Source organism: Ruegeria profundi (genome assembly GCF_020171505.1).
Classification (GTDB): domain Bacteria; phylum Pseudomonadota; class Alphaproteobacteria; order Rhodobacterales; family Rhodobacteraceae; genus Ruegeria; species Ruegeria profundi.
In genome coordinates, this window is sequence record NZ_JAIUZS010000003.1 from 67,671 (window position 1) to 83,450 (window position 15,780).

At 53.8% G+C, this 15,780-nt stretch carries 14 protein-coding genes; 9 read left to right on the forward strand and 5 right to left on the reverse strand.

Annotation, left to right across the window (positions count from 1 at the left end; translation table 11 throughout):
- Positions 1–19: 19 nt before the first annotated feature.
- On the reverse strand, positions 20–670 hold the full coding sequence (locus LCM21_RS06530; protein ID WP_224889872.1) for a helix-turn-helix domain-containing protein: 651 nt from the start codon (positions 668–670) through the stop codon (positions 20–22).
- Between the two features lie 279 nt (positions 671–949).
- Between LCM21_RS06530 and LCM21_RS20845 the strand changes: the two genes are divergently transcribed.
- Together LCM21_RS20845 and LCM21_RS06540 are read left to right on the forward strand one after the other, a co-directional pair.
- Entirely contained in the window at positions 950–1,117 is a 168-nt protein-coding gene (locus LCM21_RS20845; RefSeq protein ID WP_404818120.1) for a hypothetical protein, read from the forward strand.
- A gap of 146 nt (positions 1,118–1,263) precedes the next feature.
- A complete protein-coding gene (locus LCM21_RS06540; RefSeq protein WP_224889873.1) occupies positions 1,264–1,947 on the forward strand; it encodes an IS6 family transposase in 684 nt (227 codons plus the stop codon).
- Between the two features lie 5 nt (positions 1,948–1,952).
- Here LCM21_RS06540 and LCM21_RS06545 read toward each other — a convergent pair whose 3' ends face one another.
- Positions 1,953–2,135, reverse strand: a complete 183-nt coding sequence (locus LCM21_RS06545; protein ID WP_224889874.1) for a hypothetical protein — start codon at positions 2,133–2,135, stop codon at positions 1,953–1,955.
- Positions 2,136–2,181: 46 nt separating this feature from the next.
- A complete protein-coding gene (locus LCM21_RS06550) occupies positions 2,182–2,883 on the reverse strand; it encodes a polysaccharide pyruvyl transferase family protein (RefSeq protein WP_224889875.1) in 702 nt (233 codons plus the stop codon).
- A 305-nt stretch (positions 2,884–3,188) separates the two neighbouring features.
- Here LCM21_RS06550 and LCM21_RS06555 point away from each other — a divergent pair, with 305 nt between their 5' ends.
- Both LCM21_RS06555 and LCM21_RS06560 read left to right on the forward strand, forming a co-directional pair.
- Positions 3,189–3,890 (forward strand): IS6 family transposase, encoded by a 702-nt coding sequence (locus LCM21_RS06555; protein WP_224889876.1) that lies wholly within the window; start codon positions 3,189–3,191, stop codon positions 3,888–3,890.
- A 441-nt stretch (positions 3,891–4,331) separates the two neighbouring features.
- A complete protein-coding gene (locus LCM21_RS06560; protein ID WP_224889877.1) occupies positions 4,332–5,387 on the forward strand; it encodes a tyrosine-type recombinase/integrase in 1,056 nt (351 codons plus the stop codon).
- A 52-nt stretch (positions 5,388–5,439) separates the two neighbouring features.
- Here the strand turns inward: LCM21_RS06560 and LCM21_RS06565 are convergent, their stop codons facing one another.
- Positions 5,440–6,546, reverse strand: a complete 1,107-nt coding sequence (locus tag LCM21_RS06565) for a ParB/RepB/Spo0J family partition protein (protein WP_224889878.1) — start codon at positions 6,544–6,546, stop codon at positions 5,440–5,442.
- Positions 6,543–7,850, reverse strand: coding sequence for an AAA family ATPase (locus LCM21_RS06570; RefSeq protein WP_224889879.1), 1,308 nt, complete (start codon positions 7,848–7,850; stop codon positions 6,543–6,545). The genes LCM21_RS06565 and LCM21_RS06570 overlap by 4 nt, the downstream gene beginning before the upstream one ends.
- A gap of 467 nt (positions 7,851–8,317) precedes the next feature.
- On the opposite strand from LCM21_RS06570, the gene LCM21_RS06575 reads away from it, so the two are divergent.
- From LCM21_RS06575 to LCM21_RS06595, 5 genes are all read left to right on the forward strand, one after another.
- Entirely contained in the window at positions 8,318–9,001 is a 684-nt protein-coding gene (locus tag LCM21_RS06575) for a DnaA N-terminal domain-containing protein (protein ID WP_224889880.1), read from the forward strand.
- Between the two features lie 319 nt (positions 9,002–9,320).
- Positions 9,321–12,110, forward strand: coding sequence for a bifunctional aconitate hydratase 2/2-methylisocitrate dehydratase (locus LCM21_RS06580; protein ID WP_224889881.1), 2,790 nt, complete (start codon positions 9,321–9,323; stop codon positions 12,108–12,110).
- Positions 12,111–12,355: 245 nt separating this feature from the next.
- Positions 12,356–13,288, forward strand: coding sequence for a response regulator (locus tag LCM21_RS06585; protein WP_224889882.1), 933 nt, complete (start codon positions 12,356–12,358; stop codon positions 13,286–13,288).
- Positions 13,289–13,307: 19 nt separating this feature from the next.
- Positions 13,308–13,655, forward strand: coding sequence for an Hpt domain-containing protein (locus LCM21_RS06590; RefSeq protein ID WP_224889883.1), 348 nt, complete (start codon positions 13,308–13,310; stop codon positions 13,653–13,655).
- A 64-nt stretch (positions 13,656–13,719) separates the two neighbouring features.
- On the forward strand, positions 13,720–15,777 hold the full coding sequence (locus LCM21_RS06595) for an ATP-binding protein (RefSeq protein WP_224889884.1): 2,058 nt from the start codon (positions 13,720–13,722) through the stop codon (positions 15,775–15,777).
- Positions 15,778–15,780: the final 3 nt, after the last annotated feature.

Sequence of the window (15,780 nt, forward strand, 5' to 3'; positions counted from 1 at the left end):
GCCCGAAATCGCCACGTTATCAGCGCTTGAGCGGCAGTATTTCCCGTGTCGCATTGGGTTGGGCAGCCTCCGATTGCCCGATTTCTCCGGATTTCTCGTATTGCATCCGCCCGACCCAAAGAATGCGGGCCAGCTTGCCGGTCTTGTTGGACCAGCAATGTGGTGTGGTTCCCAGATAATGAAGGCTGTCACCCGGACCCAACATGTATTCTCTTTCGCCGACAATCTGCGAAATCGTGCCCTCGAGGATATAGATGATCTCTTCCCCGACATGGGTGACCAACTCGGACTCGTAGCCGGGCGGGACGTTCATCACGTATGACGTCAGCTCGTGCCCGGCGCGTTCCGTCCCGATCTGCTCGTATTCGATGGACGAACCTGCCACGGCGAATCTCGGCCGGCTGTCACCGCGTGTCAGACTGTCGCCCGCGTGCGGGGTTCTAATGAAGTAATCGGTATCAACCTCAAGCGCCTGGGCAATCTGGGTTAACGTGCCCAAAGTGGGTGTTGCGTTGCCGCGCTCAACCTGGCTCAGGTAGCCAACGGAAACACCCGACGCATCTGATACTTCCTGCAGTGTCATCGACAGCCTTTGACGACGCACTCGCATGCGCCGCCCCAGCTCATCCGTCGAGCTGTTCACGGTCGTTATGTCAGCTTTGTTCTGCACGTATCCGTCGCGGAGTTGTGGGCTTTGTGTCGGCTGACAGCGTGGTAAAAAAAATTTTTTTGTCAACACAATTTTTTGCTGCCCAGAAACATGTTTTCAGGTATTGTCACATTAATTTTCGTCAGGTTGCTTATGCCCGTAGTTGGACGTAGGTGACATCGATGAATTCATCACCCGTCAGCTACAAGCTCCGTCGGTTTTCTCCTTAGATCATCGCACGCGGTATGGCTTTACGTTCGCTCCAATCTGAGCGTTCGGGAAGTTGAGGAGTTGTTGCTAGTGCGCGGGATCGATGTCTCTTACGAGTCGATCGGCCGCTGGACTGCCAAGGTCGGTCCGCAAATCGCCCGGAACTTGCGGCAGAGGTGGCTCGAAGACGTCTGGTATCTTGACGAAGGTGTCATAAAGGTGGGGTCTGTTACGGCTGAGTGCGGTGTGATACCCTGAGGTCATGTATCGCCGATTATTCCACCTGAATTCGCGCTATTGCCAAGTTATTTGAGGCTGCATGGGTTCTGTCACAAAATCTGCTCCCAACTGTCATTCCGACTGCGTTTTAGATAACGCGCGCTCGGATAAGATAGGAGCAGACCATGACGATTTCATTCAAAGGTGCACATTTTCCAAACGACGTGATCCTGCACGCAGTCTTCTTCTACCTTCGATACGGCGTATCGTACCGTGAACTTGAAGAAATCATGGCCGAACGTGGTGTTGACCTAGACCATGCGACGCTGAACCGCTGGGTAGATAAATATGCCGTTCTTATGGCTGAAACAGCGCGGTATAGAAAGCGTCCCGCAGACCGTTCGTGGTGCATGAATGAAAGCTATGTGAAAGTGAAAGGCGAATGGGTTTATCTTTACCGAGCGATCGACAAACACGGAATGACCCTGGATTTCATGTTGTCCGAGTGCCGGAACAAGACCGCTGCGACCAGGTTCTTCGCCCGCGCGCTTGAGGTGAACGGATTGCCACGCAAGATTGTTATCGACAAGAGTGGTGCCAACACTGCTGGCATCAAGGCGATCAACAAGATGTTGAAAGGCTTTGGTTGTCCGATCCCGATCAAAATGGTCAGGCGGAAAAACCTCAATAACATCATTGAAAAGGATCATCGTTTCATCAAACGAAAGATCAGACCCATGCTGGGCTTCAAATCCTTCGCTTCAGCCGCATCTGTCTTGGCAGGCATAGAACTGGTCAACATGATCCGCAAAGGTCAATTCACACCCGGCCTCCGTCCGTTTCAGCAGTTCGCGGAGTTGGCGGGATAACCGGCTCACCAACTCCACTGATGTTGTCGCCGCAAAATTTGCGACAGAACCCACAAAAACACCTCTTTTTCGCCCTGGACACAATCTACAGCAATGTAGTCTTTGATACCTGAATGATTTTTAATTGTCTGGTTTCCGGCACCAAAATCAATCACCGCACTGTCTGAAGAAATGTACTTTGTAGTCATCACGTTTCGACAATCCCAAGGGGGGTACAGAGGACGCAACCGTTTGCTATCGTTTTGTGTCTGTTTCCAAAGGTTTCGTCGTTCCCGGGAACGCCTTAATATAACCGTCTACATTCGCCACGGCGCGCCCAAATTGCGCATAGTCAGATTGCACCTGCTCAACAACTTCATCAATATTTTTGACATCCGTCACAGGATGGTTGGCGCGCGCACCCTGCTCAATGCTCAAGAAATAGTCTTGGAACTTGAAGCCAGCGCCAAAAACCTTGTCTGACAGCACCATCCATTTGCTGGGTATACCGTAGGCATCCGCCAAAATGACCCCATGCAGAGAGCTGGAAACGATGAGGTCACAAGAACAGACATCCTCGATGAATGAGTAAATGCGCTTATGCTCCGGCACATCTTTTTGGGTGATATCAATCACACGCACATCCTCCATCGACTGGAGATGAGACAAGGCAGGAAGCCCTTGATCAATGTAGTGTGGAATTACTCCAATACGGTACTTTTTTAATGGTGGCGCGGGCTCATAATACGATGGGAGAACAAACGCAGGATCACAAAAAATCTCGGGACAGGGAATGTTTGCACTCATAAGTCGTTTGCGCGTCAAAGGCCCACGCACAGCAGCAACATGCAGTGGCTTCACGTCTTCTTGTAGGAAGGGCATATTGCCAGCTATTTCTCCAACACCCCATAAAATACTGCCTGAAGTTGCCCACTTGAGCGTACTGCCACAAATCATCAGATGCGGTTCGGGGGTAAGGTTTTTGTAATCAACTACCTTCGGATTTTTCCGCTGACGAACTGGAACACCAAAGGGCTAATAGCGTCCCCCCAATTCCATACTTCATTCTGAGGCCCTCCCCCTGACCAGCACCTAACTGTTTCAGTTTTCATCTATTCTCTTTCCCGTACCGTTATTTCAGTTACTTTCTTCACGGTTCTAGACCCTGATATCGCTTTTTTCCAGATTCGCTCTGCTGGCTGTGTTGTCACGTTAACTGTCGTTCGGTTGCTCACGATACGATTTGGGCGTAGGTGACATCGATGAAGCCATCATCAATCTGCTACAAGCGTCACCGATTTCCTCGTCAGATCATCGCGCACGCGGTGTGGCTGTACGTTCGCTTCAATCTGAGCCTGCGGGAAGTTGAAGAGATGCTGCTACAGCGCGGAATCAATGCTTCTTACGAAACTGTCCGGCGTTGGGTCATCAAGTTCGGACCGGCTGTAGCTCGAAATCTGCGGCAGAGACTGAACCGTCCAGGTGATGTCTGGCATCTGGATGAAGTTGCCCTGAGAATCGCGGGGCGCAAGTATTGGCTTTGGCGTGCGGTTGATCAGCATGGCGTCGTGCTGGACGAAACCCTCCAACCCAGGGGGGACAAACGGGCGGCAAAACGGCTGTTGCGCCGCTTGATCAAGCGTCTTGGTTTCATTCCCAAGCGGATCATCACGGACAAACTCCGCTCGTATGGTGCCGCAAAGCGAGAGGTCGCGCCGGGTTTGGATCATTGGTCGCACAAAGGCCTCAACAATCGAGCTGAGAACAGTCATCTCCCTTTCCGAAAGCGGGAAAGGACGATGCAAGGCCATCGCTCTCCAGGAGGCTTGCAAAGGTTCGTGGCGACCCACTCAGCAATCCGCAATTGCTTCAGCGTCCCCGCTCGCCGCCGCTCCGCCTTAACAATTCGATATCACCGCCTCGAAGCAATTGACGCCTGGAATGCCGCCACTCAAGTAGCCTGAATTTCATAAAACAGTATTCCTTGGCGGTTTGGGAGTTAACGTGACAACACCGGTGTATGAGCGCGTCGTCTGAAGTGATGGGGTAAGGGGCCAATCCGCCCCAATTCTGATCCATGCAACACACTCGGCACAGTCCAGAAATTAAAGGCACAAACAAGCACTGATTTTGCTCAACTTTTTAAAACCAGCGTCCAGTAATTAAGGGCACCGTGACATTGGTGCAGACATGGGCTCGATCAGAACCCACATCGGGCGGATCCAAACTGCACTTTCGATGCCCGATGTTTCCACGCTGCAACACGGAGTTGACCCATTCAATGCTCGTTTTTCAGTCCTTTTGCACATCATATCCGGTTGCGGGAAATTCCACGCTCATTCTTGATAAGTAACGCTTATCATATGTGATTGATTTCGCCGGAAAATGGGCGCAGACTGCGGTCCATGTCAGCCCCTGCCCCCTATCTGCCCAGCCCCTCCCTTGCCCTGTCTCAGGCGGATCAGGACGCATTGACCGATCTCTATATCCGCGGCACCCCCGCCAACACGTTGCGGGCCTATGAGCGCGACCTGCTCTATATTACCGCCTGGAAAACCGCGCGCTTCGGGTCGGCGCTGGACTGGCCCGAGGCTGAGGCTGTTGCGCTCACCTTCATTCTCGATCACGCCCGAGATATGAATGACGCAGCAGATGGCGACGTCGCGCGTCAGGCTGCCGAGGCTCTGATCGCGCAAGGGCTGCGCAAGACCCTCGCCTGTCCTGCTCCGTCGACGCTGGACCGGCGCATCGCCTCCTGGCTCGCCTTTCATCGGATGAAGAACCTCGCCTCGCCCTTCGAGGCGCCGCAGGTGAAACAGGCCCGGTCCAAGGCCCGCCGCGCCGCGGCCCGGCCCCCTGCCCCGAAGTCGCGGCACCCGATCACCCGGGATGTGCTGGAACAGCTGTTGGCCACATGCCGCGGCACTCGCCGGGACTGCCGCGACCGGGCGTTGCTGATGCTGGGCTGGGCCTCGGGCGGTAGACGGCGGTCCGAGATCACCGGATTGCGGCGCGAGGATGTGTCGTTGAAGGAATTCGACAAGGAAGGTCTGGTCTGGCTCTCGCTGCTGGAGACCAAAACCACTACCAAGGGCGAAACCCCGCGCTTGGTTCTCAAGGGCCGTGCGGCTCAGGCGCTGGTGCGTTGGATCGAGGTCGGGCAGATCACGGAAGGACCATTGTTTCGGCCGGTCTCAAAAGCGGATCGAGTGTTGAAACGTAGCCTCAGCCCGGATGCGGTTTCCCAGATCGTTAAACATCGGCTGGCGCTGGCCGGTTTACCCGAGGACTTCGCCACGCCGCACGGGCTGCGCTCCGGCTTTCTAACCCAGGCCGCGCTGGACGGTGCCCCGATCCAAGCCGCCATGCGCCTGTCCCTGCACCGTTCCATGGCCCAGGCGCAGAAATACTATGACGACGTCGATATCGCAGAAAACCCGGCAGCGGATTTACTTGGATAAAAAACACCGGGCTATGAGCCCGGCGCCTATCCCTTGTAATTGGGAGAAAACCTTACCCGTGGGTAAGATCATCCTCTTCCTGAAGATCCTCAAGCATTGTGGCAATCGCCTGCTCTAGCTTGGCCCGATCAACCCGAGTAAAGTCAAGGTCATAACGAACTTCGATCCGCCCACTTGAGGCCGCGCATTTCGCGACCCCTGCCCGCCCCGACACTTGGAACGTCGTTTTTGCCCGTCGTGTTTTTCCACCACTTGTCGCTGTCGGCTTTTTGGATGTTACAGCATCGGGTTCTACAAATCTGCGAAGGAGCGCCACTTCGCGCGCCGCATCGCGGTCAGGCTCACTCATCACTGCAGTACTGATGTGACGCACCAAACCGGGATCGGCATCAATCTTGCGCTTAAGTTCCACCCCTAAATTCCGGGGAATGTCATTAGGATGCATTAGAACCTTGTCCAGCATCATCAAAAGACTCGCGAATGCCCGGATATAGCTGCGTTTGGTGTAGCTGGCAGACTTGAACAAAATCGCAACCGCCTTGTCGACACTATCGCAATCATGAGACGGATCCTCTGCATAGGCACGCGCCAAAGCGCCCATTTCGGCAAAGGAAATGTCCTTGCGGATCAGGTTCTCATCCACCATCCTACGATAACTGTTGCTCACATCGGTTGCCGCTGAAATACCTGCGGGGATTTTGGCATAACGCTCTTCGCCCGTTTCCTCATACAACGCCCGATAGGCGGACAAGCGACGCATACCCTGGATCAAATCGAAACGGCCATCCGACCGACGCTCTAATCGGATTGGGTTCGACAGGCCAATATCGCGGATCGAATCCTTAAGCTCGTCCAGCTCAGGGTCAGGACCCGGCTTACGGTCACGCGTCAGTTTCTCGGTGACGACATCCGACAGGGCGACATGTTCAGTCACAAGACCTTCGGAGCGCAGGCGAACCAACTCATGAGCCAACCGGTCGTTTTCGGCGCGAATGGTATCTTCGGTGGATTGTTGATTGCGTAGGGCGTCCGCGTTCTCAGAGATTGCAGCGGCCATCGGTCCGCGTCGCTTTTCTAATACCTTATCGGGAACTTTCCCAACCGGTATGTCATCCATCACCGGCATATCGATGTCGAACATTCTGCGTTTACGGCTCATGCGTCATCCTCCAGCTTGTCCCAGGCCGAAAGCATCACGCCCCGGAATTCTTCATATACGTTGTCAAATGTCGACCGCGCGCGACGCCAGGTCTCGCGCGTCATCTCACGGTAATCCATCTCATAGACTGAACTTAGAAAGCGGCCGGATTGTTCAACGGCTCGCGTCATCTCAACCGGATGCTCGGCAACATGATCACCGAACACCTTCTTGAACGCATCGAACATGGCAAGGTGCAAGGCATTGCCGGGCTCGTATCGCGTCAACAAGAAGCGCAACTCGCAAAACGTCTTGGGAAGGCTGATCTTACCCGTGGGTAAGGTTTTATCGAAACCATACGCGAGGTCCTCAAGCGCCTCGGCCAACTGTCCAATGAATGAGGTCGTCGAGTCATATTCCCAGTATCCGGGGCCAGACGGAACATAGAGCATGTCAGCCGCAAAGACCGCGTTCATCGATTGATAGCCGATCGCTGGCGGACAATCGAAAAGAATCAGGTCGTAGGCGTCGTCGGGTATCTGATCCAGATACCGCGACACTGCGGCAAAGAATGACCACTCTGGATTCAGGTGACGGTACTGCGCCGACGCGAACTCGACAAATGCAGCGTTGGCGCAAGAGGGGATGACATCAATGGTCGACCACGAGCTTTGCTTGATAAAATCCGCGATACGCAGATCCCCCAACCCCATATCTGTGATTGAGGGTGGCAGTTCGCGGCGGGGCAGGGCGGTACCGGATTCAGCAGCAGCAGGGCGGTTGTTCATCCTCTCGGTCTCACGGATCAGATCGCGGGCCATGATTCCCCAAACGGTAAAATCCTCTGCCACATCGGTCAGACCCATCGAATGGCTCAGCGTTGCTTGCGGATCGAAATCAACCACCAGCACGCGGTAACCGTCCAACGCGGCGGCGTGCGCCAAATGCAAAGCGACAGTCGACTTTCCCGCGCCACCTTTAAAATTGGCCACCGCAGCGCGGATCGCACGTTTTCCCACGGGGCGTGGTGGCATCAGGGATTTGCGGTTCACCCTGAGACGGCGGCGCAGCTCGTTTACCTCTTCCAGACTGAACCAGCGTTGGCGGCCTTCTGGCTCAACCTCACCACTGGGTAAGGTTGGGTCTGCCGCCAGCTTTCCGCGAAAGGTCGATTGGTTGACGCGAAAGATCAACTCGGACACCTCCCAGCTGGAAAACCGGCGAAGGGTTTTTTCCATCTCGGGGCTGAATGTTTGTTGACGGATCCAGCCTTGAAGTTTGAGGGACTGATTGCGCAATGCGTTCAGGTCTTCGTGCGTGTACATGCCTCGGGTCTCATCGTTTGGGACGCTATTTTCTATGTTTTTTCTATTTACGCTTGATTTGCACTTTACGCAAAAGAAAATATGATCGAAGTTGAAACTTACCCATGGGTAAGAAAATAGGGGTTTACGGGGCTCGTACCGATTCGCAGGACGGCTGACAGCGATCCGAGGCCCGGCACAGTTAACGACCCCCGATTTGGGGGGTCACTAAGCACCGAAATACCCCATTTAGGGGGACACAACAGAGAAATAGGGGGACATCCAGAACGTCCCCCATCACCATTACTTCACCTATTTTCTTATTTTGGATTGAGCCGGGATTACGGCACCATCGCATCAAACTCAGACTCCGCTTGACAGAATCGAGAGTTTGGACGCTAATCAGCACATCGAAATGAAAAGCGTTGGCAAACAGCGTGACACTGGTGGTATACTCCACCTAGGCAGACAGAGCAGTGAGAGCAGCAATGCAACTTGCAAAACCGGTTGGGCGAAATGCGTCCGCTGTAAAGTATGATATATTATCGGCTCTGACCGTTCACGCCCTGTCTGGCGACAAGCACCTTCAGCGCAGTGTACTGCGAATAATCGTCCTGATCACCACCCGCTACAATTGGCGAAACAACGAACTTTCAATCGGGCGGCAAGAGATCGCGCGGCTTTGGTCGGTGAATGAACGCACCGTTAAGCGTGAAATGGCGAAGTTTCGAACGCTGGGATGGATTGCTGTAAAACGCCCGGCGGCACGGGGCAGGGTCGCAGTCTATGAATTGGATCTGAAGCAAATGCTGCTGGACACCTCTGAAAACTGGGCCACGATCGGTCCTGATTTCCGTGATCGGATGATGGACGAGCCCGAGCCGGATACCAATATTGTTCCGTTCCAGGCCAAACCCGCGCCGCCCGATGCAGAGGGAGGGGATGTTTGGGCGCAAGTGCAATCGATCCTGCATGGACGCGACCCTGAACTTTGGGCCAGTTGGTTCCAGCATCTGACCGAGCTGGACAGGGTAGGGGGGGTCGCGATTCTGATGGCTCCATCCCGCTTTATGGCCGATTACATCGCACAGAAGTGGTCCGGTCGATTGTTGGCAGCGTACAGCCGCGTGGACCCTTCGGTGTGCAGCCTTCGTTTTGAGACAGCAGACTAGCGGCTTGTGAACGATCCAACTTATTTGTCCATGTATCAGTAATGGTCAAAAACATCATTTCACGACCATTACGCAAGTAAGAATATTTTGAGGGTGGACAGTTAAAGCGATCAGGGCTGGTCAATCATCGCATGGCTTAATTCCGGCCAGCGCCTATGCTTTGCAGTGATCGTGCTGGCGTTGCTTCACGTCGTCATGAGATGGTCTATTGAAACCTTAGACAAATTAGTATACCGCTGCATACAAAGCACGACCGGGCTTCGCCAAGCTGCCGTAAACCTGGTTCAAACCGCCACCAATAGCAAAAGCCGGAACAGCCATGAGTCTTTACACAGATTACCTAAGCGAGATCGAAAACCGCAAAGAGCAGGGGCTTCACCCCAAACCCATCGACGACGGTGCCCTTGTGAAAGAGATTGTCGATCAGATCAAGGAACCCGGTAACGAACACCGGGCTGAGTCGCTGAACTTCTTCATCTACAATACGCTGCCGGGTACAACCAGCGCCGCGGGTGAGAAAGCAAAGTTCCTGAAAGAGATCATCCTGGGCGACGTCGTCGTCGACGAAATCTCAGTTCCTTTCGCATTCGAATTGCTGTCACACATGAAGGGCGGTCCGTCGGTAAAGGTTCTTCTGGATCTGGCGTTGGGTGAAAACGCCGAGATCGCCCAACAGGCAGGCGAGGTGCTGAAGTCTCAGGTCTTCCTGTATGATGCTGACACTGATCGGTTGAAACAGGCCTTTGAGGCCGGCAATTCGGTCGCCAAAGATATTCTGGAAAGCTATTCTAAGGCTGAGTTTTTCAACAAACTGCCCGAGATCGAAGAAGAGATCAAAGTTGTGACCTATGTCGCTGCGGAAGGCGATATCTCGACCGATCTGCTGTCACCGGGCAATCAGGCGCATTCGCGGTCTGACCGGGAACTGCATGGTAAGTGCTTTATCTCACAAAAGGCGCAGGATGAAATCGAGGCGCTGAAGCTGCAGCATCCCGACAAGCGCGTTATGCTGATCGCCGAAAAAGGCACCATGGGCGTTGGGTCATCGCGGATGTCGGGCGTTAACAACGTGGCGCTGTGGACCGGCAAGCAGGCAAGCCCATACGTGCCGTTCGTCAATATTGCACCTATCGTCGCGGGCACCAATGGCATCTCGCCAATCTTCCTGACCACCGTTGGTGTGACAGGCGGTATAGGGATCGACCTGAAGAACTGGGTCAAAAAAGTGGATTCCGAGGGCAACCCGATCCTGAACAACGATGACAGCCCGATCCTCGAGCAGAAATACTCGGTGGATACCGGCACTGTGATGACCATCAACACCAAAGAGAAAAAGCTTTATGACGCTGATGGCAAAAAGGAACTGGTCGACCTAAGCGCATCTTTCACGCCGCAAAAGTTGGAGTTCATGAAGGCTGGCGGGTCATACGCCATCGTCTTTGGAAAAAAGCTTCAGACATTTGCCGCGCAGACACTGGGTGTTGAACTGAAATCGGCTTTTGCGCCATCAAAAGTCGTCAGCCACGAAGGTCAGGGTCTGACCGCGGTTGAAAAGATTTTCAACCGCAACGCGGTTGGCGTTCCGGAAGGCACCACCCTGCATGCCGGGTCGGATGTACGCGTCAAAGTGAATATCGTGGGATCGCAGGACACCACCGGCCTCATGACCTCGCAAGAACTTGAGGCGATGGCCGCCACCGTCATCTCGCCCACCGTGGATGGCGCGTATCAGTCGGGCTGTCACACCGCCTCGGTCTGGGACAAGAAAGCGCAGGCCAACATTCCGCGCCTGATGTCTTTTATGAACAGATTTGGTCTGATCACCGCGCGTGACCCCAAGGGCGAGTATCATTCCATGACCGACGTTATCCACAAGGTGCTGAACGACATCACCGTGGATGACCGGGCGATTATCATTGGTGGCGACTCGCACACGCGGATGTCCAAGGGTGTGGCGTTTGGTGCGGATTCGGGCACCGTTGCGCTGGCGCTGGCGACTGGTGAGGCCACGATGCCGATCCCGGAATCGGTCAAGGTGACATTCAAGGGCAAGATGGCCGACCACATGGATTTCCGCGATGTGGTGCATGCGACCCAAGCGCAGATGCTGAAGCAATTCGGAGACAACGTTTTCCAGGGCCGCATCATCGAAGTTCATATCGGCACCTTGCTGGCGGATCAGGCGTTCACCTTCACCGACTGGACGGCCGAGATGAAGGCCAAGGCGTCGATCTGCATCACCCAAGACGAAACGCTGGTTGAATCGCTTGAGATCGCAAAAAGCCGTATCCAGATCATGATCGACAAGGGCATGGATAATGAGGCTGGCACTCTGCAAGGTCTGGTCGACCGAGCCGACAAGCGAATTGCCGAGATCACGTCGGGTGAGGTGCCTGCACTGACCCCGGATGCAGATGCGAAGTATTTCGCCGAAGTTGTTGTTGATCTGGACGAGATCAACGAGCCGATGATCGCTGACCCGGATGTGAATAACGAGGACGTCTCAAAACGGTACACCCACGACACGATCCGCCCGGTGTCCTATTATGGCGGTGAGAAAAAGGTCGATCTTGGCTTCGTTGGCTCCTGCATGGTGCACAAGGGTGATCTGATCATCGTGTCACAGATGCTGAAAAACCTTGAGAAGAAAAACGGCAAGGTCGAATTCAAGGCGCCTTTGGTTGTCGCAGCCCCCACTTACAACATCATTGATGAGTTGAAGGAAGAGGGCGAGTGGAACACTCTGCAGGAGTATTCGGGCTTTGAGTTTGACGACCTTTTCCCGAAAACCGCGGCGCGCACCGAGTACGAGAATATCCTGTACCTGGAACGTCCGGGGTGTAACCTGTGCATGGGCAACCAGGAAAAGGCGGCCAAGGGCGATACGGTGCTTGCGACCTCGACCCGTCTGTTCCAAGGCCGCGTGGTCGAAGACTCAGCCGAGAAGAAGGGTGAATCTCTGCTCGCCTCAACGCCGGTTGTTGTTCTGTCCGCAATTCTGGGCCGAACACCGAAGATCGACGAGTATAAAGAGGCCGTCGAAGGCATTGACCTGACCCGCTTTGCACCGGCCGCGATACCGGAAAACACGAAATCGGCGCATTTTTAAAGCCGGTCTTCGGCTGGCTCTCAAAAGGGGCCAGCCTAATTCGTTTCTGCGCAGATAATTTGTTACTTCTCGCGTGTCCGTGTCGCAACGTGACCGCGTGGCGTTTTGTTCTACAGCCCTCTGTTCATATCTGACATATTTACAACCTTACAAAGGTTAAGCGACCCGATCAGTAAACTCTGGATTGAATCTCGTAACCTCTCACCCCTATAAGGTAGGGCGTCTTGCTACGGTCAGAGTAGAAAATGAAACTTCTAGTTGTCGACGATGATCCAACTTTTACCGAGCTAATGGTGGCAGAATTGTCGCTGCTTGGCCTGGATAGTGTCGATGTGGTTCATTCCGGGCAAGATGCGTTGGACTGCATTTCCGCGTCACAGACGCCCTATGATTGCTATTTGGTAGATGTGGAAATGCCAGGCATGAACGGAGTTGAGCTGTGTGAGAGGATTACGACAAACCCTCTGACCAAACGCGCGCCCGTGATCATGGTCAGCTCAAGCGCGTCGCTCGAGCATATTGATGGCGCTTTCGCCAAAGGTGCCACGGATTATCTGAACAAACCCCTGCAACGGCGTGAGCTGCAAGGCCGCATGCGGATGGTTCAGGCGTTGGCAACGCAGACATCCAAACCGACCTTCACCAGCGATAGCAAAACAGACGCATTGGATGCGGTCAGCCTGTCCGAGATCCCAAATTGCATCGATTACCTTGCGATGCAAAACTATGTCCTCAAGCTTGGGTCGTTGCGGATCAACAGCTTTATCGCGTTTGGCATTCATATCGTGAACCTGTCGGACGTTTTCGGCAATAAGGACCAAAGCGGTCAAATGGATGCGCTGATGGACGTTGCGGAAATGATCAGCGAAAGCTTCGGCGGCGCGGAATACCTGATGTCATACGCGGGGCAGGGCGATTACGTCGTGTTGTTGCCGCGGGCGCGCGGGTTCGACAAAGACGCGTTCGAGGATCAGTTGGAGCTCAAGTTCAGTGAATTGGCCGATTGGTACAAGAGCGCGGGTGAAGTTGGACCGGTGGTCCAGATCGGGACGCCGATTTATCGCAACCTTCTCTCATTCAAAGCGCCGGATGATTTACTGGATGTGGCGATAACCGGGGCAAGAAGCGCGCAGCACGATAGTAGTGCAAGCGCGTCATCCAAAGGCGGGTTCTTGTGAGACGACCATTGTATAGCACATGACACAGTCGCCAGAAAACATACAGATCTACGAGCGCAAACTCCAGATGTTGCGCCAAAAGTTCATTGAGGGGCTGCACACCCGCATTCTGACTCTTGAGCAGTATGCAATCGAATTCAGGGCGGGTGAAAACAATCATGAGGTATTGGATGCAATCCGGCATGAGTGTCACAAACTGGCAGGCGTCGCAGCGTCCTTCGGGTTTCCCGACATCGGTTCGCGCGCAAGTGAAATCGATACGGCCATAACTTCGGGTACGATGACGCGGGACGGAGTTTCCGAGTCACTGGAAGACCTTATGAACGAAATGGAAGACTTGCTGGACAACGCGCAGACCAATAGCTGAAACGATCTTTCTTGGATTGCGCGCCACGCACTGAAAATAGTCAGAATTACAGGATGTTCGGCAGATGATCATAGCATCAGGACACAAAAGCTCGGCCCGGCGCCAGTTGCGAATTCTGACAGCCATTTATTCAGGAATCATTCTGATCGCGATCGCGTCCTGGTTCATTCTGGATCGCGCCTATGTTTCTGCGTCCCGCAAAGCGCAACAGGACTCCATGCAGCAGCTTGTGGAAATGGTCGGGGTGCGCGCGGACGAAAGGTTGCGTGGCTACGGGCTGATCGTTGAAGGACTGGTGAACATATTAGCGTTTGACGGCCAACTTAGCCCGGATGACTTCAATGTTCTGGCGGATATCGTGATTCAGGACAACCCAAGCATCATCAGTGTTGTCCGTGCGCAAGACTATGTGGTTACCGATGCATACCCTACCGCGCACAACAGCGTCCTAGTTGGCGTGGATTTCCGGGATCTCCCCGAGGTGAAAGAGAGCCACGATAGGACAATCGCGTCAGGGGAATTTGTTGTCTCTGGCCCTATTGATCTGATTTTAGGAGGGCGTGGTTTGATCTTTCGTCGCGCACCTATGATCGGTGAAAATGTAGTCTATTCCATCGTCGTCGATTTCGAGTCCTTTCTGAGCGAAATAGGAATTCGACTTGACGACACCAATCTGCAGTCACTCAGTGCCGTTCGAAAAACGAATGCCGAGGGGGGCAGCTTGGATCACGTTTTTGGCGACCCTTCGGTATGGGGTTTTGATCCGGTTGTGACAGATATCTCTTTGGGTGAGATTTCTCTTCAGTACGGAATGGCACCTGCAAATGGATGGAAGGCGCCATTACAGGGTCGGCAAATCATTGGAACCTTGATCCTTTTCCTGGCTTCAATCGGAATGTTTGGTGTCAGTTACGCACGTCGCCTGATCCGGGACCGATCCCAGGCGCGGCGCCAATTGATGACAGCAATAGAATCCATAAGAGATGGGTTTGTCATCTATGATGCCAACGATCGCCTTTTGATGTGCAATGACCAGTATTTGAATTATTACGCTGAGATGGCTGATCTGATGAAACCTGGCGCCAAGTTCGAGGACATAATCCGTGCTGCCGTTGATCGCGGATTGCACCCCGAGGTGGTTGGAAACGAAGAGGAATGGGTCGCCCAGCGTATGGAGCGTCACAAGAATCCGGGTGAGCCGTTTGAACAGCTCCTGAGCGACGGTCGTTGGCTCAAAGTGGCCGAAGCCAAGACCCGCAGTGGTGAGACTGTTGGCTTCAGGGTCGATGTGACTCAGCTAAAAAATGCGCAGAGAGCTGCGGAAACGGCAAACAAGGCAAAATCGGATTTTCTGAATAACATCAGCCATGAATTCCGAACGCCTCTGTCGGTTATCGTGGGCTATTTGTCATTCCTGAAAAGCAACAACTATCTACCAAGCTACAAGGCTCTGGCCTTGGAACTTGCCGACGATCCCAAGGCGCTGGCCGCATTGGAAAAATTCTCAGAGGAAGTTGCAACATTTTCGGGGAAGGCCGAAAGATCAGGAAAGCATCTTCAGGACCTGATCAACTCGGTCCTGGATTGGGCCGTTGTCAGTGAGGACAGTGTGGAACTGAATCGGTCTCGCTTGAACTTGGAGCAACTTCTGGGATCGCTGGTTGAGGACTTGCAGCAGAAGGCGCAGGAGAAAGGAATCGAACTGCGGGTATCCTTGTGCGAGGTTTGGTTAGACGGGGATGATCTACGCCTGCGGCAGGTATTTTTGAACCTGCTGTCGAACGCGCTGAAATTCACCGAGGTTGGTTGCGTGTCTGTGTCCATGACCAAAGTGGCGGACCGGGCCTATGTGACCGTTCAGGATTCTGGGCCCGGGATTCCCGAAGACCAGAAAAACAATATTTTTGAACGTTTTACGCAGATCGACAAGTCATCACGCCGCAACCACGCAGGAACGGGTTTGGGGTTGGCGATCAGTAACAGTTTTGTGAAGCTTCATGGTGGTCACATAGACGTTCATAGTAACCCCAACAAAGGCAGTATCTTTACTGTGGGTTTGCCGTGCATAGACGTGCAGGACACTGATATTTCTGAGGGTGCCGCGTCAATCAGCGCAGAGTAAGCC